This is a genomic window from Rhizobium sp. SRDI969 (assembly GCF_025152725.1).
GTDB lineage: Bacteria > Pseudomonadota > Alphaproteobacteria > Rhizobiales > Rhizobiaceae > Rhizobium > Rhizobium leguminosarum_I.
Window position 1 is genome coordinate 4858097 of sequence record NZ_CP104035.1, and the last position, 23224, is coordinate 4881320.

Consider the following 23224-nt stretch of genomic DNA (forward strand, 5'->3'; position numbering starts at 1 on the left):
TGACAAGGCGGTCGCCGCGAGCGCGTGCAGGCCGCCCTCCACGCCTCCGGCCAGGCGCTGCCGGCGAAGCGGGTGACGGTCGATCTGGCGCCTGCCGACTTGCCGAAGGAAGGCTCGCATTTCGATCTGCCGATCGCGCTCGCCCTGATGGCCGCCGTCGGCGCCATTCCTGCCGATGCGCTGTCGGATTTTGTTGTCGTCGGCGAGCTCAACCTCGACGGCACGATCGCCGCCATATCGGGCGCGCTGCCGGCTGCGATCGGCGCCAATGCGCTCGTGGTTAGTTAGCCCAGGACGTGCAGGTCGCCGATCTACCAATTGGAGCGTTCAGAATTTATGGATGTGGGTCGCCGCCACCGGTCGTTTCGCGGCGAGATGATTTGTATGCGGAGATTCAGCGTGAAACCCGAGGAACATGAACTGCTCAAAGCGGCATGCGAAGCCACGGCAGCAAGTCACCCTGATTTACAAAGGAGCCAACGAGAATCCCCAGACGAGAGTGCAAAATCAATTGAAGATGAGATATCGGGTTTCCTCGGAGCGATATGGCAGGATCGTAAAACCGTCTATGATTCCGCTGAACAAGCGCTACAGCCCCTGTGCCTCCTATATGATTTGGCGCTGTTGCAGGTCTGCGACCTGTCACACTTCGGGCTGAAGAATGCACATCATCGAAGCCGAGTGATATGGCCAGAAGCCCAATTACCAGTCCAGCCATCTCCTAATGCCGTTTTCTATGTTTTGGCCTCCAACCTAGCCCAATCCATGCAGGCCTTTCGGCTACTGATTCTTCATGGATTCGAAGGGCAGGCCCGAGCAACCTTCAGAGGAGTGATCGAGACTGCGGACTTGCTGATTATGGTCTTGGCAAGTGAAGCGACGTATCGAGAATTCATAAAATCCTTTGAAGACCCTAACGAGAGCTACAAACACTGGAGAAGCCATCTATCTCCATCGAAAATTTAGGGCTGCCGTTTCGCTGCTGGAAGACGACGATCCGCTTTCCATCCCAATCGATCAGACGCCGAACGAAGTCAGAAAGGATATGTATCAGTGGCTTTCTAACTTCGTTCATGTGAATTTTGTTGCTCACATTGTTGCAGCTCATCCAGAAGATTTTGCTGGAAACTCTCGACCGCTCGCGATGCTCGGAGACGTAGGTGAGGCGTCGAGGGCGACACTTGCCCACGGCCTGCTATACCTTTGGATTACCTTGCTGAGGATTGAGAAATTGCTTTGGGAACAGCATCGCTGGAAAGGTTTCCGGGGGAAGCGCTCCCGAAAATGGTTCAAATATCGCTGCCGTGCATTGGACGAACTGTTCCTGTCCTATCTGCCGACGTATTGGGAAAAGAACCCTGTAGCTAGCACGCAGTCCATATAGGTGGCCCCTTGAATGTGGGACCCGGTGTTAGTGGTAGTGACCGATTACTGCTTACGTCGTAAGCATGTTCACTCCGTGCGGGGCCTTCCGCCGGACGATTTCATCGAGAGCCCTCCAGGCGAGAGAGACTGACGGCTGCGGCGTAGCAAATAGGGGCGCCAAAGCGCCCCTAGACTCTGCGAAGATTTACGTCCGGGAAACCCGCGGCCAAAGCCAGCCTAGCTCCCAAGCCCCTCAAACAGCGCCGTCGAGAGATAACGTTCGGCGAAGGACGGGATGATGATGACGATGTTCTTGCCGGCGTTCTCCGGACGGATGCCGACCTTGATGGCGGCGGTCAGCGCCGCACCCGAGGAGATGCCGACCGGCACGCCTTCGAGCCGGGCGACGAGGCGCGCCTGTTCGAAGGCCTCGTCATTGGTGACGGTGACGACCTCGTCATAGATGCCGGTATCGAGGATCTTCGGCGCGAAGCCGGCGCCGATGCCCTGGATTTTGTGCGGGCCGGGATTGCCGCCGGAGAGGATCGGCGAATCGGCCGGCTCGACGGCGATGATCTTGATCTCGGGCTTGCGGCTTTTCAGAACCTGTCCGACGCCGGTGATCGTACCGCCGGTGCCGATGCCGGAGATGACGATGTCCACCGTGCCTTCGGTATCATTCCAGATTTCCTCGGCCGTCGTCTTGCGGTGGATCTCGGGATTGGCCGGGTTTTCGAATTGCTGCGGGATGACGGCATCGGGAAGCGAGGACGCCAGTTCCTCGGCCTTGGCAATGGCACCCTTCATACCCTTCGGTCCCTCGGTCAGCACCAGCTCGGCGCCGAGCAGCGCCAGCATCTTGCGGCGCTCGACCGACATCGTCTCCGGCATGGTGAGGATCAGCCGGTAACCCTTGGCGGCGGCGGCAAAGGCAAGCGCGATGCCGGTGTTGCCGGAGGTCGGCTCGATCAGCACCGTCTTGCCGGGCGTGATCTTGCCCTGGGCTTCGAGGCTTTCGATCATCGCGACGCCGATGCGGTCCTTGACCGAGGCGATCGGATTGAAGAATTCGAGCTTGCCGATCAGGTTCGCGACGACGCCTTTTTCCCGCGCCAGCTTGTCGAAGCGCACGAGCGGCGTGTCGCCGATGGTCTCGGTGATCGAGGAATAGATGCGGCCGCGGCCGGGCTTGTGCGACATGGGTGCTCTCCCTTTGAAATCCTGCTCCTAAAATCGAGGGGAGAATAGGGTCAAAGGCCCGTCTAGGCCAGACCGCGTTCGACCTGGAGGAGCGATCAGGAGAGAAAAAAACCTTTGAAAACCGTTTCTTGCCGAATGTTTATTTCAGGCCGCCCGCGTGGCGATAAAGGTGGCCGTGCCGGCGAGGATGCCGGCGGCAACCCGGTTCAGCGCCTGCAAGGCGCGCGGCTGCTTCAGCATCGTGCGAGCCCGCGAGGCAAGCAGCATATAGGGCACGAGCACGACGATCAGCACCACGAAGGTGACGGCGAGCAGGATCGCATAGTCTCGCAGGCCGATATTGCCGATATCGATCAGCGTCGGCACCAGGGCGACATAAAAGAGCATCGTCTTCGGATTGCCGAGCGTCACCAGCAAGCCGGAGAGGAAGGATAGGCCGATATTGGTGGATTTGCGTGCCGCGATATCCTGCGGCAGCAATCCCGCTGTCCAGAGTTTCCAGGCGATGTAGCCGAGATAGAGGGCGCCGGCGATCTTGATGACGATGAAAACCTCGGTGAAGGTCTGCGCCACGAAGGCAAGGCCGAGAATGACCGCCGTGAGATAGGTCATGTCGCCGAGCACCAGGCCGAGACCCATGAAGAAGGTCTCGCGGAAATTCGAGCCGAGCGCACGCGCGACGATCGCGGTGATCCCGGGTCCCGGAATGGCCGCGGCGATGAACAGCGCTCCGGCATAGGTGATCAGGTCGGTAAGGCTCATCTTCTTAACCCTCAGGGGTTCCACCGCCCATCTATAGGCAAGCGCCGCTTCCTCATCAATGCTTTGGCGCTGATCGATCCATAACCATAAGGAATAGGTCTGCTAGACCATGATCTACTTGGAAAGCGACCAGGCCTTGCTATTTCTCTCTCTGCAAATGCGCGAGCAGCGCGGACCGCCGCGGTTTTCCCGGCCGGTGGCGCTGGAGATTTTCATCACCAAGGAGAGATTAAATGTCCCATACGCCGGCCGAAACCCGCAGACTTTCGCCACTCAAGACGCCGTCCAGCCTGTCGACCAATGCCATCACCGATATTTCGGCGGCGCTGACCGCACTGCTCGCCGATGTCTTTACGCTTTATGTGAAGACCAAGAATTTCCACTGGCACATGTCCGGCCCGCATTTTCGCGACTATCATCTGCTGCTCGACGAACAGGCGGAACAGATCTTCGCCATGACCGACGACATTGCCGAGCGGGCCCGCAAGATCGGCGGCACGACGCTGCGCTCCATCGGCCAGATCGCTCGCCAGCAGCGCCTTTCGGACAATGACGCGGATTTCGTCACGCCCGAGGACATGTTGTCGGAACTGCGCGAGGACAACGCTCAGCTGGTTTCGCTGCTGCGTGAGGTGCATGACCTCTGCGACGAGCATAATGACGTCGCGAGCGCCAGCCTGATCGAGAACTGGATCGACGAGGGCGAGCGCCGCACCTGGTTCCTGTTCGAAACGATGCGCCCGCAGAGGTAATGTCGGCCCGGGCGTCTCAGCCCCCTATCGGAACGCCCGGTTCAGCTCTCCAGCGCCCGCGACCGCAGCCACCGCGGCGTCCAGCCGAGATTCATGCCGGCGGCGGAAAGCAGGATGATCGCTCCACCGGCGATCTGCATCGGCTGCAGCGCGTGGCCGAAGGCCAGCCGGTCGACCATGATCGCCGCGATCGGATAGATAAAGGACAGGGCGCCTGTGAGATGTGTCGGCAGCCTCTGGATCGCGCCGTAGAGCAGCACATACATCAGCCCGGTATGGACGACGCCGACGGTTACCAGGATCGCCCAGGACCCAACATCAGCGGGCGGATTTGAAAAATCCGTCATCGGCGCCAGCATCAGCATGCCGGTGGCGACCTGGATGAGCGCGATCAGATGCGGCGGCGTGCCCTTCAGCCATTTCGCGGCAAGGGCGGCGAGCGCGTAGAAGAAGGCCGCACCGAGCGCCATCAGGATGCCGAGGCCGTAACCGTCAGACGCCGCCCCGCCTGTCCCCGGTTTTGCTTCGACGATCGCCACCATGCCCGCGAAGGCGAGCGCCAGCCAGAACAGCTTGGTGGCGGTGATCTTCTCGCCGAGAAAGAGCGCGCCGAGCACCAGCAGCATGAAGGGCTGGGTGTTATAGACCGTCGTGGCGATCGAGATCGTCGCATGAGAATAGGAGGCAAACAGCAGCAGCCAGTTCAAGACGATGGCGATGCCGCCTGATATGGCGATGCCGAAAGCGCGCAGCGTGATGATGCCGGGCCGCAGCAGCCCGAGAGCGCCGCAGATGATAAGCAAAGTGAGCGCGCCGAACAGGCAGCGCCAGAACACAACGCCGCTGACCGGCTGTCCCGATATGACGACGAACCAGCCGATCGTCCCCGAGATCAGCATCGCTGCCGTCATTTCCGCCGTGCCTCGTCTGATGTCGCTGCCCATGATTGCCTCCATTTTGGTGGCATAAGGATATTGTGGCGAAGGGCGATTTTATATAAGGATAAGAAGGAAAACGACCGATCTCGCCTAATCATACGAGGAGAATATCCCGCTGTGGCTAATGATGTGCAATTGCTCGACGAAATCGATCAAGCCATTCTGGAGGCGCTGGCCGGCAATGCGCGGATCTCGCTGAAGGAACTGGCGCAGCAGGTCGGGCTGTCCTCGCCGAGTGCCGCCGAGCGCCTGCGCCGGCTGGAGGAGCGCGGCGTCATCAAGGCCTTCACCATCGATCTCGATCCCGCCGCCGTCGGTTATCCCCTGCAGGCGATCGTGCGCGTGCGTCCGCTGCCGGGGCAGCTGCATATCGTCGAGCGCATCATCCAGGACATTCCCGAAATCATCGAATGCGACAAGGTGACGGGCGAGGATTGTTTTATCGCCCGCCTGGTCATCCGGTCGATGGCCGACCTCGACGGCATCCTCGATAAGGTCGCCGAAAGGGCGGAGACCAACACCGCGATGATCAAAGCCTCCCCCGTCAAGCGCCGCCTGCCGCCGCTTTCACGGAAAAGGTAGGTATTGGCTGAGCAGGAGCCCTGGAAATTTGCCATCGCCGGCGCCTCGCGCGGAAATTCGAGGCGGCATCGGCCAATCCGCGGTCCTTAGTTCCCTTCCTTGAGAACTCCTCTCAGGCATTTCTCAAGCTGATCTTTTTTATCGACGACAGATCGGCATTCGCGAATGGCATATGCTGCCGCCATTTCGGCATTGCGTCTGAAGCCGGGAACGTCCCCGGCGCGATATGTTGGAGCAACCCCACCGAAAGGTCCCTCAATTCCGATCGACTGCAGCAGCACTGAGTAAAGGCAGCCTACCGGATTAATATCACGGTCAACGATCACGTTGATAACCGGGTATCCTTTTCGGCGCTCATGGTAGCATTCTAATGTGTCCGGCTTGCTTCGAAGCGTGTCTATATCGTGCACTGCTATCTGGCCCAATTTTGCCAGCTTGAGTGCATCACGATCAACGAACACTTCGACGGTCTGGGCGTTTGACAGCTGGTTCTGATCACCGAAAGGGGCATATGGCGCTCCAACTGAATAATCTATCGACTGGCTGGCGTTGAAATTGAGACGAACGTCTGCGTAAGCCATTAGCCAAAAAAACACGCGGAAAAACTCTAGCTGCAAAGCTTGAATATCACTCCTCTCCATGCCCTTCGCATTGATGACGATGTTGATGTCGATTGGACTGTTGATGTCGAGAATCGGCGCTGTTGATTTCGCCATGGCAAAAGCCACGATCTCTTCCACCGACAACGAAGAGCGAATTGACTGCAGCTTTGTAGTATCGATCGCAAGCGCAGGTGTTCCAACCAGCGCTGCGGCCAGTCCCGCAACCAGGCGCCATAGCGCCCTCTTGAATAACATAAGCGCCCCCAACAAAATGCTGTTCGCCGCCGATCAACCCATCAGCGGCTTCAATGGTTGAGCCGGTCGATCACACGCCAGTGGAGCCGAAGCCGCCTCCGCCGCGCATCGTTTCACTTGCCGCGGTAATCTCCGCCACCCGTGCCTGAGTCACCGGTGCGATCACCATCTGGGCGATGCGCATGCCGCGCGAGATGACGAAGGGCTCGTCGCCGAGATTGACCAGCAGCACCTTCACCTCGCCGCGATAGTCGCTGTCGACGGTGCCCGGCGAATTCAGGCAGGTGATGCCGTTTTTGAAGGCCAGGCCGGAGCGTGGCCGCACCTGTCCCTCGAATCCTTCGGGAATCTCGAAGATGAAGCCTGTCGGCACCAGCGCCCGTTTGCCGGGCAGAAGCGTCAGCGGCGCTGCCTCGTCGACGGCAGCGCGCAGGTCCAAACCGGCCGCTCCCTTGCTTTCATAGGCGGGCAGATCGAGCCCTTCGCCATTGGCTAAGCGGATCAGGTTCAGCGTCGGGCTGAGATCGTGATGAATGGTCATGGCCTATTACTTTGCGCCCGAGGGCCCGAGGTCAATTGCATTGCCGGGCTTTAATCGCTAGATACGCGGCAATTCCACAGGATTCACAAGCATGGCCGAAAGTCTCGCCGAGGCGGTCTCCCGCCGCCGCACATTCGCTATTATCGCCCACCCGGACGCGGGTAAGACGACGCTCACCGAAAAGCTGCTGCTGTTCGGCGGCGCCATTCAGCTTGCCGGCGAAGTCAAGGCGAAGAAGGATCGCATGCAGACGCGCTCCGACTGGATGAAGATCGAGCGCGAACGCGGCATCTCCGTCGTCACCTCGGTGATGACCTTCGAATATAACGACAATGTCTTCAACATCCTCGACACGCCGGGTCACGAGGATTTCGCCGACGACACCTATCGCACGCTGACCGCCGTCGACGCCGCCGTCATGGTGATCGATGCCGCCAAGGGCATCGAGCCGCGCACGCTGAAGCTTTTCGAAGTCTGCCGCATGCGCGATATCCCGATCATTACCTTCATCAACAAGATGGACCGCGAAAGCCGCGATCCCTTCGAGATCCTCGACGAGGTGGAAGAGAAGCTGGCGCTGGATACGGCGCCGATCACCTGGCCGATCGGCCGCTCGAAGACCTTTTGCGGCTCCTACAATATCGCCGCCAACACGGTGCGCGGTTCGGATACCGAAATCGAGGGAACACCGGTCAACGGCCCGCAAAGCGTCGCCAACAGGCTGCCGGAAAACGAGCGCCAGGTCTTCATCGAGGAGACCGAGCTGGCGATTGAGGCCTGCCGTCCCTTCGACCGCGAAGCCTTCCTGGAAGGCCATATGACGCCGGTCTTTTTCGGCTCGGCGCTGCGCAATTACGGCGTTCGCGACCTCATCAACGCGCTCGGCGATTTTGCGCCGCCGCCGCGTGACCAGGTCGCCGATACCAGGACCGTGCATGCGACCGACGACAAGATGACGGCCTTCGTCTTCAAGATCCAGGCCAACATGGACCCCAACCACCGCGACCGCATCGCCTTTGCCCGCATCTGCTCCGGCAAGCTCGAGCGTGGCATGAAGGCAAGGCTCGCCCGCACCGGTAAACAGCTCGGCCTGACGGCGCCGCAATTCTTCTTCGCCTCGCAGCGCCAGCTCGCCGACACCGCCTATGCCGGTGACGTCGTCGGCATTCCGAACCACGGCACGCTCCGGATCGGCGATACGCTGACCGAGGGTGAATCGCTGGTCTTCCAGGGCGTGCCGAACTTCTCGCCGGAAATCCTGCGCCGCGTGCGCCTGGAAGACGCGATGAAGGCGAAGAAGCTGAAGGAAGCCCTGCAGCAGATGGCCGAAGAAGGGGTCGTCCAGCTGTTTTCGCCGGAAGACGGTTCGCCGGCGATCGTCGGCGTCGTCGGTGCCCTGCAGCTCGACGTCTTGAAGGAGCGGTTGATGGCCGAATACGGCCTGCCGGTCTCCTTCGAAATGTCGCGTTTCTCCGTCTGCCGCTGGATCTCGGCCGATCTGCCGGCCGATCTGGAAAAATTCCTCACCGTCAAACGCGGCGATATCGCCCGCGATCTCGACGGCGATCCGGTCTTCCTCGCCCAGGACGGTTTTTCGCTGCGTTACGAGTCCGAGCGCCATCCGGCGATCAAGATGGTCGCCATCAAGGAATATCACGCCGCCAAGGCGGCGTGAGCGATTGACCGGGAGGCGGTCGCGGCGGCGCTGATGTTGGCACGTCATCAAGCCCAATCAGATAACAAAAAAGCCGTTGGGCCGCCTACGGCTATTTTTCCCGCATCGCTCGGCGGAAGTTCTGGGCGATCGGCTCAGCCAGATAAGAAAGCACGGTGCGAGCACCCGTCCGGATCATCGTTTCGCTCGACATGCCGGGCATCAGCTTGCGGCCCTCCAGCTTGGCGAGTTCGCTCTTGTCGATCACCACGGTCGCGGCGAAATAAGGTGCACCGCTGCGCTCCTCCGTCATCCGGTCAGCCGATACGACCTCCACGACGCCGTCGAGCGGCGGCAGGCTGTAGCGGGCGAAGGCCGGGAAACTGACGCGCGCGAGCTGTCCGGGGGCGATCGTCTCGACGTCCTCTGGCCTGACCATGGCCTCGACCACGAGTTGCTGTCCGAGCGGCACGACGGTCATCAGTGTCTCGCCGGGTTTTACGACGCCGCCCGCCGTGTGGACCTTCAAATCCATGACGATGCCGTCAACGGGGGCGACGACATTGGTACGGGCAAGCACGTCTTTGGCGGAACGCTCCTCCTGTCTGAGGTCAAACAACTCCGCCTCGACCTTGCTCAACTCCTCGACGGCCTCGTTGAGGCGCACCGTGCCGAGGTTCAAGATCTGCATGTCGATCTCGGCCATGGCGCTTTTGGCGCGAGCGATGGCCGCGACGTTGGTGGCGCGTTCCCCCTCGATCTCCCGCTGTTGTCGCCTGAGCATCAGGTTCCGCTCGCGTGTGACCAGCCCACGCTTGATCAGGCTTTCTAGGTCTTTGGTTTCGCCCTCCAGCGCTTCGATCTGCTTGTCCTCGGTGACGATAAGCCCCTCCAGTCCCGTTATCTCTTCCTCGGTCTGGTGACGGCGCTGGCTGAGAATTTCCCGCTCGTCCTTCAAATTGTCGTGCTTCGCGGCGAACACGTCACGCTGTGAGGCCACCGCGTCCTTTGCGGCTTTGGCGGGGTTTGCGAGCAATGCCGGATCAAACTCGATGTCGACCTTGCCGTCACGCTCAGCCCTGAGACGAGCGGCAAGCGACTCACGCGTTGCTATCCGGTTCTGGATCAGATCAAGCCTCGCCTTTGCCGGTGTGTTGTCGAGCTGGATGAGGACCTTGCCCGCCTTGACGATATCACCGTTGGCGGCGTGCAGCTCTGCGATGATGCCGCCCTCGAGGTGCTGGATGAGCTTGCGGTCGCCGGCAACCTTGATAACGCCCGGTGCCACGGCGGCGCTGTCCAATGGTGCAAGCGTCGCCCACCCCCCCGCCATGCCGAAGAACAGGAACATGATTGCGAAGCCGGTGAACGTCACGCCGGTGAGACGCAGGGGGACCGGCGCGGCGGGTGGCGAAACGGGTAGCGGAACGACCTTCATATCCTGCATATCTGTTTTCTCTTCCGTGCTTACTTCGCCACTATGGTCGGCATCTGGCTAACCTTGCGGGCGCGCGCGGCGAGCTCGTTGAAGACATAGTCGCGTGGACCGAAGAGGTCCTGTTGGCCCCGGTTGAGGATCAATATCTTGTCAACCGTCTCCATGATGTTCGGCCGGTGCGCGATCAGGATGACAGTCGTGCCTGTCGCCTTGACCGTGCTGAGGGCGGCGATCAATGCCTCCTCCCCTTCGCGGTCGAGATTGGAATTGGGCTCGTCCAGGATAATGAGCGCCGGGTCGTCGTAGAGTGCTCGCGCCAGGCCGATGCGTTGGCGCTGTCCGCCTGACAGCACCGCGCCGGATTCGCCGATCTCGGTGAGGTAACCCTTCGGCAGTCCTTTGATCAATTCGTGGACACCCGCCAATTGCGCGGCCTTGACCACCTTGTCGAAGACCACCGGGCTGAGCTTTGCGAAGCGGCAGATGTTTTCCGAGACGGTACCGGCGAAGAGCTCAATGTCCTGCGGCAGGTAACCGACATAGTGACCACGGTCTTCTGCCGCCCATTGGGCAACGTCCATGCCATCAAGTAATGCACGCCCTCCGGATGGACGCCAGGCGCCGGCCAGTATTCGCGCCAGACTCGTCTTGCCGGCCGCGCTCTGGCCGATCAGCGCCATCGATTCACCGGCCTCGAGGTGGAAGTCGATCCCTTTCAGGATAGGCTCGCCGCCCTGTCGGGTAAGCACAATATTGTCGGCCTCAAACTTACCTTTCGGCCGCGGGAGTGGCAGAACCGGTGTCGCCTCCGGGTGCTGCCCGGCGACGGCGGTGAGACGCCGGTAAGCGGCACGCGCTCCGACCGTCGCCTTCCACGTGCCGATCGCTTGTTCGACCGGGGACAAGGCGCGACCCATCAGGATGGAGGCGGAAACCATGATTCCGGCTGAAGCTTCGTTGCGAAGGACGAGATAAGCCCCAAGGCCGAGTATCCCCATTTGCAGGGCCAGCCGGTGACAACGGGCGATGGCGGAGATGATGCCGCCGCGGTTGGCGGCAAGCACCTGGCCCCTGTTTGCCTCGTCCTGCTGCGTCTTCCAGCCCTCCATCAAGGGCTTCAACATCCCCATCGCCTGGACGACCTCGGCATTGCGGATTGCGGCCTCGGCCTGGACATAGGCGCGCGACTGTGCGCCTGCCGCCTCGGTCAACGGCTTGCGGGTCAGCCATTCGTTGAGCAAGGCCAGCGCAAAGAGCACCGCCCCGCCGCAAAGCGCCAACCAGCCCAGCCACGGATGCATGAAGAATATGGCGGCGAAAAACAGCGGCGCCCACGGCGCGTCAAGAATCGGAAAGATGCTTGGGCTGGTGAAGAAATTTCGGACTTGATCGAGGTCGCGCAGCGGACGGGCGTTGACCTGGCCGGGCGCTGAGGCGGCATATTCCACCGATGCGGTCAGCAGAACCGGCGCCAGACGCGCGTTCATCCACGATCCGACGGTTGCCAGAAGGCGGCCGCGCACCACCTCCAGCCCCGCCATAGCCGCAAGTGCGCCCGCCGCCATCAGCGACAGCATTGCCAACGTCTCCAGACTGTGGCTGGACAAAACACGGTGGTAGACCTGCAGCATGTAAAATGCCCCGGTCAGCATCAGCACATTGATGCCGCCGCTGAACCAGATAAGCGGTCGGATCGCCCGTCTGGCTTCTTTCATCACCACCTGAAGCGCCGGGGGCGGCTGTTTGGTTTTCATCTTTCCAGCTCTGGTACTCGAGACAACACGTCATGCAATGGCAGAACGGGGGCAGCTTTCGCTGCCCCCGCTGGTCATATGTCAGGCGACGTCAACAAGGATGTGCTGCATCACCGTCTGGTCTCCGTCCGCATCGACCACCTGGAAGGCGAAGTCGAGGTTGGCGTTCGGCGTCTCGGTCACGGTCGAGGTGAAGCCGATGTCGGTGATCTTCAACACGTCATTATCGGTGGCGTCGAAGTTCACCAGACCGCCGATCGCATTGCTGCCGCCATTGGCGCCAGTCGCCTTCACCAGGTCGATCGCCGTATTGTTGCCGGTGATCCCGTTGCCCGACTGCATGATCTGCGCGCCCTGCAGCACGTAGTCTTCGCCGGCGGCGTTGTAGTCGTTCTGCTCGACGATCACGAGGCCGTCATTTTGGTCGAGCGTGAACTCGCTGCTGTAGGCGGTCGGGACTTGGCCTGTCTTGTAGATGGCGTCATTCGACACATACATGGCCCGGGTGATCGTCGTGTTGTCGTCCGCGGTGCCGGCGATATTGTCGGCGCCGTTTTTGTCGATCAGATTGAGGATCAGCATCAGGTCCTCGCTGTTGCCGATGCCGTCGAACTTGATGGCCATTGCGCCGGCGGTCGCCGTCGGGGTCGTGGCCTCGCTGGCAATGCCGACATTGCTGCTGAAGAACCGCAGGGTGAGCAGTTCGTCTTTCTGGATGGTGTCGCCGGCAACACCATTGGTGCTCTGCGTCGCAGACACCCATGTTTCATTGGTGTTACTCACCATCTCGTGACCACCGAGGGTGAAGGTGGAGTCGGCGGATGACCCCTGGCCATTGCTCGTCAAGCTGAATGGGTGGGATCTGTCGATCGCGTTGCCCGTGAACTGTACGTAGAAGTCTTCATCATCAGGCGTGTTCGGGTCATCCTTCTGCAGCCCCTCCACCACGATCTGCGGATGGCCGGTATTGCTCGTCGGCTCCTTGGACAGGAGCTCGCTGGTGTGGAGAACGTCGAAGCTGAAGCCTTCCAGCGGGTCGGTCAGGTTGACGGTATAGGTGTCGCCGGCCTTGTCGAAGACAAGCGTGCCGCCCGCCGTGCCCGCCTGGACGCCGGCTGCCGGATCCTTGTCATAGGTGAAGTTGAAGTTGAACGTCGCCGAGGTGAGGCTCTCTGACGCCAGCGTCACATTCGAGGTGACGAGATTGCCGCCGCCACCGCCGGTAATCGCGCCGGTCAGTCCGATCTGGACACCGGCCGTCCCGCTATCCTGGTCGACAAAGTCGGAACCGCCAGCGGTGTAGAAAGCCGCCGGATGGACATCCGCCCCGATATTGTAGCCGAAGGCGCCGCTGGCCGAGGCGTTGAGCACGTTGGCCAGGGTTTCGTGCTGGATGCCTATGAGAGCCGGGTTGCCGTCAAACGGCACCGTGATCGTAGGCCCGTCATCCTTGAAGTAGAGGCTCTGGCCGATATGGGCGGTGGAGGTTGCCTGATCGCCGTCGCCATCGGTGATGGTTGCGGTCAGGGTGATGTCGGCAGCCGCCAGGGTGGTGATGTCGTCCGGGTCGTTGGCATCAGCATGGACGACCGCCCTTGTCTGGTCGAGGGTGATGACGCCGGCAGCGCTGACGCCGACGGTGAAGACGATCGGACCGCCAGCTCCGGCGCGGCCGACCACGCTGCCGCCTTCCAGGAAGAGCAGGACGGACTGGCCGGTTTCGGTATCGGTAAGACCGCTGACATTGTTGTTCGGGTTGATGCCGAGCGCATAGGTGATACCGTTGCCAACGCCATCGGCTCCGGGGAAGGCGACGAAGGCGGCCCCGAGGGCGCTGACATCGGTCGTCAGGTCGGTCTCGTCGACGATCAGTGGAAACGGGCCGCCTTTTATCCCGATTATCGGCGCGTCATCCTCGAAGTTGAAATTCTGGCCGATATTGTGGGTGGCTGCGGCGTGATCGCCGTCGCCGTCGGTGATGGTCGCGGTCAGCGTGACGAGGTCGGCGGCGGCCAGAGTGATGCTGTCGTCCGGGTCGCTGGCGTCGGCATGGACCACGGCCCGCGCCTGGTCGAGGCTGACGAGGCCGGCAGCGGTGACGCTGACGGTGAAGACGACCGGGCCGCCGGCTCCGGCGCGGCCAACGACACTGCCGCCTTCGAGGAAGAGCAGCACGGACTGGTGGGTTGCGGTGTCGGTGAGGCCGCTGACATTGGTGATCTGGCTGATGCCGAGCGCATAGGTGATGGCGTCGCCATCGGCGCCGGCATTCGCGGTGAAGGAGGTCGCGAAGTCGCCGCTGGCATCGGTGGTCAGGTTGGTCTCATCGACCGTCAGTACCGGCGGGGTGCCGGTTGCCGTGATGCTTGGCCCGTCGTCGTCGAAGTTGATGAAGGAGCCAACCTCTTCGTTGTGAGCGTTGCCGACCTCGCCACCATAATGCACCTCTTTGACATCGAAAAAGTCTTTCTCCGTGTCGATATTCCTGATGGTGAAGCGATCGAATGTTCCGCCAGCTCCGCCTGCGGTCGTGAAGTCGATCGTCACGCCCTCGCCGACTTTCCCGAGGATCAATCCAGTGCCGGCGAGATTGACCGTGATGCCGAGCTCCGCGGCTGTTTTTGTCACGCCGTTCAGCTTGAACGTCACGCCGGTGATGTTGATCTCGGCATCGTTGTCGTCTGTGGGGAAGGCAGCACCTTCTACGTTGTCGTTATTATTGTAGGCGTGGATCTCAATGTCGGCGACGGTGCTGGTCGGCGTCGACTGCGAGATCGAGAAGCCGGCGGTGGAGACGTTCTCGAGGTGGGTGCCGTAGTCGGGCGCGGTTGGCGTGCTGGTAAAGTTCTTGCCGGCGCTCTGGGTGCCGCCGGTGATCAGGTCGATCTGGAGCTCGCGGCCGAAACGCACGTCTTGCGATGCGACACCCAGGCCTTGGGTACTGACGTTGACTTCCGCCTGCACGCCATTGTCGTGCGCGGTGACCAGGATCTTCTGGGGGCTGGCTGCATCGGCGTCGAGAATATACCAGTTGTTATGTCCGGACGGGGCATCGCCAAGCTGGCTGAAATTGACCACCGAGGTTCCACTGACCGAGGCGAACACCTTGTTCGTCAGATCGATGCGGTCGTCGGCATTGGTCGCATCGGGATGGAACAACGGCACATACTGGACTGTGTACAGGTCGGCATTGGTGGCGCTGGTGCCGATCAGCGCCAGCGAGAAGGCGAGCGGCCCGGTTTCAGCCGGCTCGGTGAGCGGGTTAGAGGTCCCGATGACGCCGATCACCACGTTCGAATGTGTCGGGTCCTGGAACAGCCAGACATAATTGCCGTCGACGGTGCGGATGCCGCTGTTGACGCCGACCGTGGTGGAAAACGGGGTCCCGGAGGCGCTCTGGGTGAGAACGACCGAGGTGATGGTTTCCCCGGCGCTCGCCGAGGCCACGACGAAATTGCTCTGGTAGGCGACCTCCGGTGGGGTCAGCCCGCCGGCAGCGTCGAGACCCAACAAATATTGCACCGTGGTATTGTTGTGCGGCGGAGTGGCGGGGTTGATATCGTTGTCCGTTAGACCGGTGGTCTCGTCGATGATGATGTCTTGGGTCGTGATGTCGAGTGCCATGGAGTTTCTCCCTCGGTTTCTGTCGCATTAGCAGGGGAGATACCGGCCCCAGATGCCGAATTGCATCCGCGCGGGTCTACCCCTTTGCGCATTGAATTTGCGGCTCTCTATCGACGAGCATTGTGTCGTCGATAGCGCGCACTAGTCCATCTCAGTTGGAAGGGTATTAAGACCAAAGCCTATAAGCACATTAGGACTAAAGTCCGTAACTAGGGCTGCATAATGACAACTCCCAAGATTACTTCCTCAGATATGCAAGAAAGAGTTGGTAAAGTTCGGAAATGTCCTTTGAAAGCTATGTTAACCCCTCGCGCCCCTCACGCGAATTTCTCCTCAATATTATATATACTACAAATTCAACTGTTATGCACTTAGCCAGTTCGAGCTACAATGTGGAGCTGTATTGAACTGCATTGAGCGTTTTGTATCTGCTCGTGGACGAATACACCGCATTTCAGATTTTACTGAGTACTGGCGGGAGACCCGGGGCGTCGCGGATCGTCGAAAAAGCGAGGCAGTGGTTGTGATAAGAGGAGGCTAAAGGCCCCGCAGCTCGACGTCCTGAAGGAGCGGCTGATGGCCGAATACCCTTCGAAATGTAGTGTTTCTCCGTCTGCTGCGTTATGCCGCGGAGCGTTATCCCGCCAGCCGTTCCGCCAGGAAGTCGACGACGGCGCGCACTGCCGGCAGTTGGCCACGCCGATGCGGCATCAGGATCGTCGTCTCGATACTGCCGGCCGTCCATTCCGGCAGCACCCGCACCAGCCGCCCGTCCGCCAGCGCCTTGCGGCAGACGGATGTCGGCAGGCAGGTAATGCCAAGCCCCGCCATGGCCATTTCCCTCAAGACGTAGGGCTCATCCGCCGCCATGACGGAATGCAGCGTGACGAGAGCCTCATCGCCGCCCGAATAAAGCCGCCACTGGTCCTCCGTCAGGCTGGTCATGATCGTCGCATGCTGTGTCAGTTCCTCCGGCCGGCGCGGCTCGCCATGGGCACTGATATAATCCGGCGAGGCGAGGATGAAGAAAGGATGGCTGGCGAGCTTCCGCTGCACCAGCGCCGAATCCGGCAGCGGCGTCCGGTGGCTGCGCAGCGCGATGTCGAAACCTTCCTGGACGATATCGACGAAGCGGTCCGTCACATGCACGGAAAGCCGGAGCTTCGGAAATCGCGCCGCCAGCGCCGGCAGATGCTCCTTCAGCGTGAACTGTGCCGTCGGCACCGAGGCGGTCAGGCGAACGCTGCCGGCGGGTTCGGCCAGATGCCGCCGCACGATGCCCTCGGCCATCTCCGCCTCGATGATCGAGGCCCGGGCATGCTGAAAGAACGCCCGGCCGAGTTCGGTCAGCGCGAAGCTTCGCGACGTACGCTGGATCAGCCGCACGCCAAGCCGCCTCTCCAGCTCTGCAACCCGCTTGCTCACCGTCGATTTCGGCATGGCGAGATGTCTCGCCGCAGCCGTAAAGCTGCCGCTGTCGACGGCCTGGACGAAAAGATGGAGGTCGTTGAGGTTGAAAAGCGCCATCGTCAGCTTCCAGATACGTGGACATTGCGAAGCATTTATAGCCTCTACCGCAAGATCGTCCACATCCTCATATTCATCGCGTCCAAACGGGTTCAATTCTGAAAGGAACGATTGATGTCACCCATATTGTTTTACGGCGTCCCTGAAGGCTGCTCCTTCGGCTCGATCGTCGCGCTGGAATGGTCCGGCCTGCCTTATCGGCTCTGCCGCGTTGAGATGCCGGAAATAGTCTCCAGCGAAGAATACAAACGGATCAACGCAGTCGGCGAAACGCCGTCGCTGCTGCTCGAAGATGGCAGGGCGATCAGCGAAAGCATGGCGATCCTCCACCATATCGGCGCCCGCGCAGTCGGCAAAGGTCTGGGTTTTGTGCAGGGGTCGGCGGATTTCGATCGGCTGAACCAGATGCTCGCCTTTCTCAACACCACCTTCTTCAAGGCCTTCGGCCCGCTCTGGTATGCGATCGAGCATCCGATGAAACCCGAAGAGAAGCAGGTCCTCACCGCCTATGGCATCGCCGCGGTCGAAAAGGCGCATCAGACGCTGGAGCGTCTGCTCGACGGCCGCGAATGGCTTCTCGGCAACGGGCCGGGCCTGGCGGATGCCTATTTCGTCGGCATCGCCCGCTGGAACGACTTTCACCAGGTCGTCGACCGCCGGCAGTTTCCCGGCCTGCATCGCCTCTATGAGCGCATGCAGCAGGAGCCGGCCGTGCGTTTCGCCCATGCGATCGAGCATCGGCAGGAGGCGAAAAGCAGTGGCGGTTTCCGCGGCGAGGTCGACCTGGCCGAGGCGCTCGGCCTGTTGAAACAGGCGGCCTGATTGCCGCAGCCGTCGCACCCCTGCGGATGCGACGGCCAATCTGCCGTCAGCCGGCGGCGACGATCTCGATCTCGACGAGCCAGTCGTCGCGGAGCGTTTCGACGATGATCGCCGTGGTCGGCACGGCGCGGCCGTTAAGGGCTCCAAGACGGGCATTCTGGTTCGCCTCGATAAAGGCGCCGTCGCTGAGATAGCTCGTCAGCCGCACGATATTGTCCACCGTCATATCAGCGGACGTGAGGATCGTGCGCAGATTGGACCAGATGAGATCCAACTGGCCTTCCAGATCGGCCGCCGCCATTCCCTGTTGATCGAGACCCATGGTGCCGCTGACGAAGAGCAGCCGGGATGGATGCCTGACCTCCAGCGCATGGATGTAATCAGGGCTGGCCGCATAGATCCCGTTTGCTGGATTGTGCGCGATCATCTCCATGAGATTTCTCTTCCTCCGAATATCCTATTGAAGAATGCCAGTATCGGCGATTATTCTTCGGCAGAAAGGGGAGTTTGCGGAATGGCGAAAAATACAGACGATCTTCGGCAGAGACGGCCCCAGCAGCCGGTCATCGATGCCTTCGACCGAAGGATATTAGCCGCGCTCGCCGCCGACAGCAGCCAGAGCTATGCCAGGCTTGGCGAAGCGGTCGGCCTCTCGGCGCCGGCCGTGCATGAGCGTGTGCGCCGACTGAGACAATCCGGCGCCATCAAGGGCGTGCATGCCGCGCTGGATGGCGCAGCCCTTGGCAAACCGTTGCTTGCCTTCGTGCATGTGGAGGCGGCGGGCTGGGGCAAGAGCGAGCGGCTGGTGCAGCTCCTGCAGTTTCCCGAGGTCGAGGAGATGCATTCGGTCGCCGGCGACGCCAGCGTTCTCTTCAAGGTCCGCACCGCCAGCCCGCAGGCCTTGGAAGCTTTTCTCGCCCAGATCCATGCCGTCCCCGGCGTCACCGGCACCCGCAGCTATATCGCCCTATCCACCTATCTGGAGCGTCCGGTCCAGGCCGGCGTGACCGACAGCTGGCCTGGTATGCCTCTGCCGGAATAAAGGCGCGATGGTAAGCCGGCCTGAGCCTAATCCTCTCTCTCGAAGCGTGGCAGCTTTTCGATATTCGCCAGCCCAGGCAAAGCCGAGCGGCACCATATCTGCTTTTTCGGCACCAATTCCCGCCGCTGGTCGATGCCGCCGACGCGGATGCCGATGGCGCCGCCTTCGCCGTCTGTGCGGTAGAGCGGCGATCCGCAATTCGGGCAGAAGAATTGACGGCTGAGACCGCCGCTGTCGCCATATTTTGCGTAGCCTTTTGGCTCACCTGAAGTCAGTGTGAAACTTCCCGGCCGCGCGGGTGCTGTGATGCGATAGGCGGAGCCCGTCAACCGCTGGCAATCGGTGCAATGGCAGATCGAGACCCGCTCCGGGTCGATCTCCGCCTGATAGCGGATCGCCACGCAGTGGCATCCTCCGGTGATATGCATCGGCGATTCCTCAGTCTGCCGGCGGAGCGGCCGGGTGTGTGGCGTAGAAGGCCTTCGCATCCGCCGTGAAGGCCGCCCGCTGATTGGCTTTCGTATAGAACATATGGCCGCCGCGATAAAGCTTCAGCCCGACGCGGCCGCCGGCGAGCGAGGGCGGCAGATGGTCGACCACGTAACGGCTGACGCCATAGGGCGTCACCACATCGCTGTAGCCATGTGCAATCAGCAGATGGAAGGCCGAGTTCGAGGCGAGCAGCTGCCGGATGTTGTCGGTGGCGCTGGCCTGGAAGCGCGATCCGCCGCCACGTCCTCCACCCCACTCCCAGCGTCGGCTGATATCGCCGTCGAGCAGCGAATAGGTCATCTCGGTCTTGAAGCCGAGCTCGTTGCGGGCGTAATCGGCAAAGGCGCCGCCATAGGCGCGGGCGAAGCCGTCGAGGATGGCGTCGTCGCCGCGATCGTAATCCGATTCCGGATAGGGATCGGGTGCTGCAAAGGAAGCGTCGTAGGCGCTCATCACCTCGCCGCTGCCGGCGTCCGAATGTTTGACGTAGGAATTGCCGAGGAAGCCGCGGTTGCGGGTAACGATATCCTCGGGAATGCCCGTCAGCCCGGCGATCCTGCCATAGAAGACGGCGGCGTCGGCACCCGTCGGCGGCGGCCCGGCCAGCGTCGTCAGATAGTCCCCGAGCGCGAAGATCTCGGCCGCCTTCTGCTTCTCTTCGTCAAAGGCCTTGTGCCGGTCGAGTTCGGCTGCCGCCAGTGACGGCAGCTCCAGCGCTGCGCCGAGCGCGAACTGATCGGCATTGAACATCAACTGGCCCTCGAGCAGGGGGGAAAGCATCACCGCGCCGGCGACAATGATTCCCTGGCTTTCCTGCAGCACCGAGGCGACCTTGGCCGCACGGAAGCCGCCATAACTCTCGCCGAGAAGATATTTTGGCGAGTTGGAACGGTTGTTGTGCGCGACATAGAGCGCGATCGCCTTGGCGATGCTCTCAGCATCTGAGTTGACGTTATAATAATTGGAGGCGTCGTCGGCCTTCGCCGTCCGGCTCCAGCCGGTGCCGATCGGGTCGATCAGCACGAGATCGGTGAAATCGAGCCAGCTTTGCTCGTTATCGACGAGTTTCGCATTGGCGCCGTCGCGTCCGTCCGGCCCGAAATCGAGCACCTTCGGCCCGACCAGCCCGAGATGCAGGAAGGCGGAAGCAGCACCCGGCCCGCCGTTGAAGGCAAAGGTCAGAGGCCGGTTCGGCCCGGCATCCCGCGCGACATAGGCGGTGTAGAAGATCGCGCCGGTCTGCGCGCCGTCCTGGCCGAAGAGATCCAGCGTGCCGGCGGTTGCAGTATAGGCGAGCTTCCGGTCGCCGATCGTCAGCGCGTGCTCTGTGACGGAATCGGCCGGCAGCAGCTTCAATACGCCGTCGCGCGCGCCGCTGTGGACATTTGCCCTCGGCTGACTGCTTTCCTGCGCATAGGAAAGGGCGGGGGTCAGCATTGCCGCAAGTGCGGCGAGCAGAAACAGGGTTCGTATGCGCAAGATGTCTCCTCCGGCGGTGGGGAATGAGAGGCTGAGATAGCGTAGCATCCGCGGCCGACGACGGGCATCAAGAGATGGTGATGGACAGGTGAGCGAAGGGCTCAGCCGTCCTTTTCGACCGCATGGACATTGATCTCGACCGCCCGCCCGGCCTTCCAGCCATTGATCGCCGCTCCAAGCCCGAGCGCAATGAAGAGAGCCGCGCACCAGGAAAAACTTCCGGTCCAGCCGCGGATGAGGCCGACGATGAGCGGACCGATGGCGGCGAGCAGGTAACCGACGCATTGCGCCATGCCGGAAAGATGGGCGGCGACATCGGGATCGCGCGAGCGCAGCACGATCGTCGTCATGGCCGCCGCGATCAGCCCACCCTGGCCGATGCCCTGCAGTACCGCCCACAGCCAGACCGTCGAAAGCGGCGCAAAGAGCAGGCCGAGCAGGGCGATGACGGCAACGCCACAGAGGCTCGCATTGATCAGCCGCTGGTCGCGGCCGCGCACGGCGATATGCGGCACGATCAGGCAGGATGCCGCCTGCACCATCACCGACAGGGAAACGATTGCCCCGGCAGTGACCCCGTCGAGCCCGCGTTCGCGCAAGATCGGAACCAGCCAGCTGAAGACGCAATAGGCAAGCGCCGATTGCAGCCCCATGAACAGCGTCACCTGCCAGGCGAGCCGGTCACGCCAGAGGCTTTTGAGGTGGAAGCCGTTTCGTCTTGCCTGGGTGCCGCTGCGAAGAACCTCAGGCAGCCAGAGCAGGCTGACGGCGAGGGCGGGTAGCGCCCAGATGGCGAGCGCGCCCGCGAGAGAGCCGCCGAGTGCGTGCTCGATCGGCAGCGTCAGCCCGGCGGCACTGGCCGCCCCGGCGCAAAGCGCCATCGTGTAGAAGCCGGTCATCAGCGCGGCGCGCCCGGCGAAATCCCGCTTCACCAGCCCCGGCAGCAGCACATTGCCGACGGCAATGCAGGCGCCCGCAAGGGCCGTGCCGATGAAGAGCAGCGGTATGGAGGAAAGCCCGCGCAATGCGGTGCCGAGAGCCAGAAGCAGGAGAACGCCGAACAGCGTGCGTTCAGTCCCGAAGCGCTGAGCAAGACGAGGGGCAAGCGGCGAGAAGGCGCCGAGGCAGACGACCGGAAGCGTCGTCAGCAGGCTGGCGCCCAGCGCACTCAGGCCGAATTCCCCACGGATTTCCGGCAGCAGCGCCGAGGCGCTGGAGAAGACCGGGCGCAGGTTGAAGGCGATCAGCACCAGGCTTGCGCCCAGCAGAAACCGATCCGCAACTCCCCGTACCGGCGTTGCCTGCGGCGGTGGAAGGCTGCCGGCCTCGGCATCAACAAGCAGATCGTCGGCAGGCTCAAGCGCGCTGGCGGCATGGTTGGCAGGCGTGTTCATGACAGGATCATCCGGTCGAGTGCGGCAAGAACCGGCGCCATGAAGCGGCGCACCGCCGCATCCGCACTATCGGGGTCGCCGGTCTCGATGGCGTCGACGATATCGGCATGCGCCTGCATATCGGGTTCCGGAATATCCTTGCCGAGCGTCGCCGCGATGGTATCGGCGATCGAGGCCGAGAAGAAATCATAGATCTCGATCATCGCCCGGTTGCCGGAAGCGGCGATGACAGCCTTGTGGAAGGCGAGGTCGCGTTCGATGAAGGCGGCCTGATTGCCGCCATCGTAATTGCCGCGTTCGGCAAGCAGCCTGCGAAGCCCGGCAATCGTCTCCAGCGTCTTGCGCATCGCCGTCAGCCGGGCGGCCTCGACGTCGAGCGCCAGGCGCGCCTCGAACTGGTCGCGCAGGCTGGCGCGCCGCGCCATCGTCAGTGGCCGTCCGGCGTCGCTGGTCGCGCGGACATAGGTTCCCGAACCCTGCCTTGTTTCGAGATAACCCTGAGAGGCGAGAACGCGCACCGCCTCGCGCACCGTGCCGCGGCTGACGGACAGCATGGCCGAGAGCGAGGCTTCATTCGGCAATTTTTCGCCGACCGCCCAGCGTTTGCCGAGAATGTCGCCGCGGATCGCCTCGATCGCCTCATCGGCGAGATTGGTTTTGCTGAGCGCTCGCATTTCAATACTCATAAAGTCATCAGATGACTTTATGAGTATTGAAATTTCGATCTTTCGTCAACGCCTGGCATCAAGACAATAAAGACATCAAGACAGTAAAAAAGGGCCGCCTCAGCGACCCTTTCCATGAGTTTGGCCTCTAACTGGCCTGGACTGTCTATGCAGCCCTAGGAAGGCGGGGATTAGAGCGAGGGCTGCCTCGCCTTCGTCACCTCTTCCATGCCCGTTACGAGGTCCGAAATCTCATTAGACATTGGATCACCTTCCTTTCGTTCTGTTGCTGATGACTTAAAGTTAGGCTGATTCTTCGCAGATGCAAGAGAGAAA

The 23224-nt window shown here is 61.6% G+C and carries 21 protein-coding genes and 1 pseudogene; 8 read left to right on the forward strand and 14 right to left on the reverse strand.

Annotated elements, in window-relative coordinates; genetic code table 11:
- Window positions 1-15 precede the first annotated feature (15 nt).
- The 3 genes and pseudogenes from N2A41_RS23955 to N2A41_RS23965 form a co-directional block, all read left to right on the forward strand.
- A pseudogene (locus N2A41_RS23955) lies at window positions 16-276 on the forward strand (magnesium chelatase domain-containing protein); the annotation flags it as partial.
- A gap of 123 nt (window positions 277-399) precedes the next feature.
- Window positions 400-966, forward strand: coding sequence for a hypothetical protein (locus tag N2A41_RS23960; RefSeq protein ID WP_260109898.1), 567 nt, complete (start codon window positions 400-402; stop codon window positions 964-966).
- Between the two features lie 79 nt (window positions 967-1045).
- Window positions 1046-1384, forward strand: a complete 339-nt coding sequence (locus N2A41_RS23965) for a hypothetical protein (protein WP_260109899.1) — start codon at window positions 1046-1048, stop codon at window positions 1382-1384.
- Between the two features lie 218 nt (window positions 1385-1602).
- Here N2A41_RS23965 and cysK read toward each other — a convergent pair whose 3' ends face one another.
- A complete protein-coding gene (gene cysK, locus N2A41_RS23970; protein WP_260109900.1) occupies window positions 1603-2565 on the reverse strand; it encodes a cysteine synthase A in 963 nt (320 codons plus the stop codon).
- A 144-nt stretch (window positions 2566-2709) separates the two neighbouring features.
- Window positions 2710-3327: a LysE family translocator gene (locus tag N2A41_RS23975; protein WP_260109901.1), complete on the reverse strand. Its 618-nt coding sequence runs from the start codon at window positions 3325-3327 to the stop codon at window positions 2710-2712.
- Between the two features lie 233 nt (window positions 3328-3560).
- On the opposite strand from N2A41_RS23975, the gene N2A41_RS23980 reads away from it, so the two are divergent.
- Window positions 3561-4079, forward strand: coding sequence for a Dps family protein (locus tag N2A41_RS23980; protein ID WP_222385535.1), 519 nt, complete (start codon window positions 3561-3563; stop codon window positions 4077-4079).
- A 41-nt stretch (window positions 4080-4120) separates the two neighbouring features.
- On the opposite strand, the gene N2A41_RS23985 is transcribed toward N2A41_RS23980, so the two are convergent.
- Window positions 4121-5035, reverse strand: a complete 915-nt coding sequence (locus N2A41_RS23985; RefSeq protein WP_222385534.1) for a DMT family transporter — start codon at window positions 5033-5035, stop codon at window positions 4121-4123.
- Between the two features lie 99 nt (window positions 5036-5134).
- Here N2A41_RS23985 and N2A41_RS23990 point away from each other — a divergent pair, with 99 nt between their 5' ends.
- Window positions 5135-5599: an Lrp/AsnC family transcriptional regulator gene (locus N2A41_RS23990; protein ID WP_222385533.1), complete on the forward strand. Its 465-nt coding sequence runs from the start codon at window positions 5135-5137 to the stop codon at window positions 5597-5599.
- 86 nt (window positions 5600-5685) lie between these two features.
- On the opposite strand, the gene N2A41_RS23995 is transcribed toward N2A41_RS23990, so the two are convergent.
- Together N2A41_RS23995 and dut are read right to left on the reverse strand one after the other, a co-directional pair.
- Entirely contained in the window at window positions 5686-6456 is a 771-nt protein-coding gene (locus tag N2A41_RS23995) for a hypothetical protein (protein ID WP_222385532.1), read from the reverse strand.
- A gap of 70 nt (window positions 6457-6526) precedes the next feature.
- The gene (gene dut / locus N2A41_RS24000; protein WP_260109902.1) at window positions 6527-6997 is read right to left on the reverse strand and encodes a dUTP diphosphatase; all 471 of its coding nucleotides are present in this window, start codon (window positions 6995-6997) and stop codon (window positions 6527-6529) included.
- Between the two features lie 91 nt (window positions 6998-7088).
- On the opposite strand from dut, the gene N2A41_RS24005 reads away from it, so the two are divergent.
- Window positions 7089-8672: a peptide chain release factor 3 gene (locus N2A41_RS24005; RefSeq protein WP_260109903.1), complete on the forward strand. Its 1584-nt coding sequence runs from the start codon at window positions 7089-7091 to the stop codon at window positions 8670-8672.
- 91 nt (window positions 8673-8763) lie between these two features.
- Here the strand turns inward: N2A41_RS24005 and N2A41_RS24010 are convergent, their stop codons facing one another.
- The 4 genes from N2A41_RS24010 to N2A41_RS24025 all read right to left on the reverse strand — a co-directional run bounded on the left by N2A41_RS24010 (window position 8764) and on the right by N2A41_RS24025 (window position 16994).
- On the reverse strand, window positions 8764-10098 hold the full coding sequence (locus tag N2A41_RS24010; RefSeq protein ID WP_260109904.1) for an HlyD family type I secretion periplasmic adaptor subunit: 1335 nt from the start codon (window positions 10096-10098) through the stop codon (window positions 8764-8766).
- Between the two features lie 20 nt (window positions 10099-10118).
- Complete coding sequence (locus tag N2A41_RS24015; protein WP_260109905.1) at window positions 10119-11843, reverse strand: type I secretion system permease/ATPase; 1725 nt, start codon at window positions 11841-11843, stop codon at window positions 10119-10121.
- An 81-nt stretch (window positions 11844-11924) separates the two neighbouring features.
- Window positions 11925-15467, reverse strand: a complete 3543-nt coding sequence (locus N2A41_RS24020) for a DUF5801 repeats-in-toxin domain-containing protein (RefSeq protein WP_260109906.1) — start codon at window positions 15465-15467, stop codon at window positions 11925-11927.
- Window positions 15468-16103: 636 nt separating this feature from the next.
- Window positions 16104-16994, reverse strand: coding sequence for a LysR substrate-binding domain-containing protein (locus tag N2A41_RS24025; RefSeq protein ID WP_260109907.1), 891 nt, complete (start codon window positions 16992-16994; stop codon window positions 16104-16106).
- Between the two features lie 114 nt (window positions 16995-17108).
- Here N2A41_RS24025 and N2A41_RS24030 point away from each other — a divergent pair, with 114 nt between their 5' ends.
- Window positions 17109-17816 (forward strand): glutathione S-transferase family protein, encoded by a 708-nt coding sequence (locus N2A41_RS24030; RefSeq protein WP_222387228.1) that lies wholly within the window; start codon window positions 17109-17111, stop codon window positions 17814-17816.
- Between the two features lie 46 nt (window positions 17817-17862).
- Here N2A41_RS24030 and N2A41_RS24035 read toward each other — a convergent pair whose 3' ends face one another.
- Window positions 17863-18249, reverse strand: a complete 387-nt coding sequence (locus N2A41_RS24035) for a RidA family protein (protein ID WP_222387229.1) — start codon at window positions 18247-18249, stop codon at window positions 17863-17865.
- Between the two features lie 27 nt (window positions 18250-18276).
- Here N2A41_RS24035 and N2A41_RS24040 point away from each other — a divergent pair, with 27 nt between their 5' ends.
- Entirely contained in the window at window positions 18277-18858 is a 582-nt protein-coding gene (locus N2A41_RS24040) for an Lrp/AsnC family transcriptional regulator (protein ID WP_260109908.1), read from the forward strand.
- A gap of 26 nt (window positions 18859-18884) precedes the next feature.
- On the opposite strand, the gene N2A41_RS24045 is transcribed toward N2A41_RS24040, so the two are convergent.
- From N2A41_RS24045 to N2A41_RS24060, 4 genes are all read right to left on the reverse strand, one after another.
- Window positions 18885-19286, reverse strand: a complete 402-nt coding sequence (locus N2A41_RS24045; protein ID WP_260109909.1) for a GFA family protein — start codon at window positions 19284-19286, stop codon at window positions 18885-18887.
- A 10-nt stretch (window positions 19287-19296) separates the two neighbouring features.
- On the reverse strand, window positions 19297-20829 hold the full coding sequence (locus N2A41_RS24050) for a S10 family peptidase (RefSeq protein WP_260109910.1): 1533 nt from the start codon (window positions 20827-20829) through the stop codon (window positions 19297-19299).
- Between the two features lie 101 nt (window positions 20830-20930).
- The gene (locus tag N2A41_RS24055; RefSeq protein ID WP_260109911.1) at window positions 20931-22223 is read right to left on the reverse strand and encodes a CynX/NimT family MFS transporter; all 1293 of its coding nucleotides are present in this window, start codon (window positions 22221-22223) and stop codon (window positions 20931-20933) included.
- The gene (locus N2A41_RS24060) at window positions 22220-22897 is read right to left on the reverse strand and encodes a FadR/GntR family transcriptional regulator (RefSeq protein ID WP_260109912.1); all 678 of its coding nucleotides are present in this window, start codon (window positions 22895-22897) and stop codon (window positions 22220-22222) included. Before N2A41_RS24060 ends, N2A41_RS24055 begins: the two co-directional genes overlap by 4 nt.
- Window positions 22898-23224 lie beyond the last annotated feature (327 nt).

What these genes read in the sequence shown, in the direction of transcription:
- N2A41_RS23965 (WP_260109899.1), top strand. Translation starts at nt 1,046, where the DNA reads ATGTATCAGTGGCTTTCTAACTTCGTTCATGTGAATTTTGTTGCTCAC.
- cysK (WP_260109900.1), bottom strand. Translation starts at nt 2,565, where the DNA reads ATGTCGCACAAGCCCGGCCGCGGCCGCATCTATTCCTCGATCACCGAG.
- N2A41_RS23975 (WP_260109901.1), bottom strand. Translation starts at nt 3,327, where the DNA reads ATGAGCCTTACCGACCTGATCACCTATGCCGGAGCGCTGTTCATCGCC.
- N2A41_RS23980 (WP_222385535.1), top strand. Translation starts at nt 3,561, where the DNA reads ATGTCCCATACGCCGGCCGAAACCCGCAGACTTTCGCCACTCAAGACG.
- N2A41_RS23985 (WP_222385534.1), bottom strand. Translation starts at nt 5,035, where the DNA reads ATGGAGGCAATCATGGGCAGCGACATCAGACGAGGCACGGCGGAAATG.
- N2A41_RS23995 (WP_222385532.1), bottom strand. Translation starts at nt 6,456, where the DNA reads ATGTTATTCAAGAGGGCGCTATGGCGCCTGGTTGCGGGACTGGCCGCA.
- dut (WP_260109902.1), bottom strand. Translation starts at nt 6,997, where the DNA reads ATGACCATTCATCACGATCTCAGCCCGACGCTGAACCTGATCCGCTTA.
- N2A41_RS24005 (WP_260109903.1), top strand. Translation starts at nt 7,089, where the DNA reads ATGGCCGAAAGTCTCGCCGAGGCGGTCTCCCGCCGCCGCACATTCGCT.
- N2A41_RS24010 (WP_260109904.1), bottom strand. Translation starts at nt 10,098, where the DNA reads ATGCAGGATATGAAGGTCGTTCCGCTACCCGTTTCGCCACCCGCCGCG.
- N2A41_RS24015 (WP_260109905.1), bottom strand. Translation starts at nt 11,843, where the DNA reads ATGAAAACCAAACAGCCGCCCCCGGCGCTTCAGGTGGTGATGAAAGAA.
- N2A41_RS24020 (WP_260109906.1), bottom strand. Translation starts at nt 15,467, where the DNA reads ATGGCACTCGACATCACGACCCAAGACATCATCATCGACGAGACCACC.
- N2A41_RS24025 (WP_260109907.1), bottom strand. Translation starts at nt 16,994, where the DNA reads ATGGCGCTTTTCAACCTCAACGACCTCCATCTTTTCGTCCAGGCCGTC.
- N2A41_RS24030 (WP_222387228.1), top strand. Translation starts at nt 17,109, where the DNA reads ATGTCACCCATATTGTTTTACGGCGTCCCTGAAGGCTGCTCCTTCGGC.
- N2A41_RS24035 (WP_222387229.1), bottom strand. Translation starts at nt 18,249, where the DNA reads ATGGAGATGATCGCGCACAATCCAGCAAACGGGATCTATGCGGCCAGC.
- N2A41_RS24045 (WP_260109909.1), bottom strand. Translation starts at nt 19,286, where the DNA reads ATGCATATCACCGGAGGATGCCACTGCGTGGCGATCCGCTATCAGGCG.
- N2A41_RS24055 (WP_260109911.1), bottom strand. Translation starts at nt 22,223, where the DNA reads ATGAACACGCCTGCCAACCATGCCGCCAGCGCGCTTGAGCCTGCCGAC.
- N2A41_RS24060 (WP_260109912.1), bottom strand. Translation starts at nt 22,897, where the DNA reads ATGCGAGCGCTCAGCAAAACCAATCTCGCCGATGAGGCGATCGAGGCG.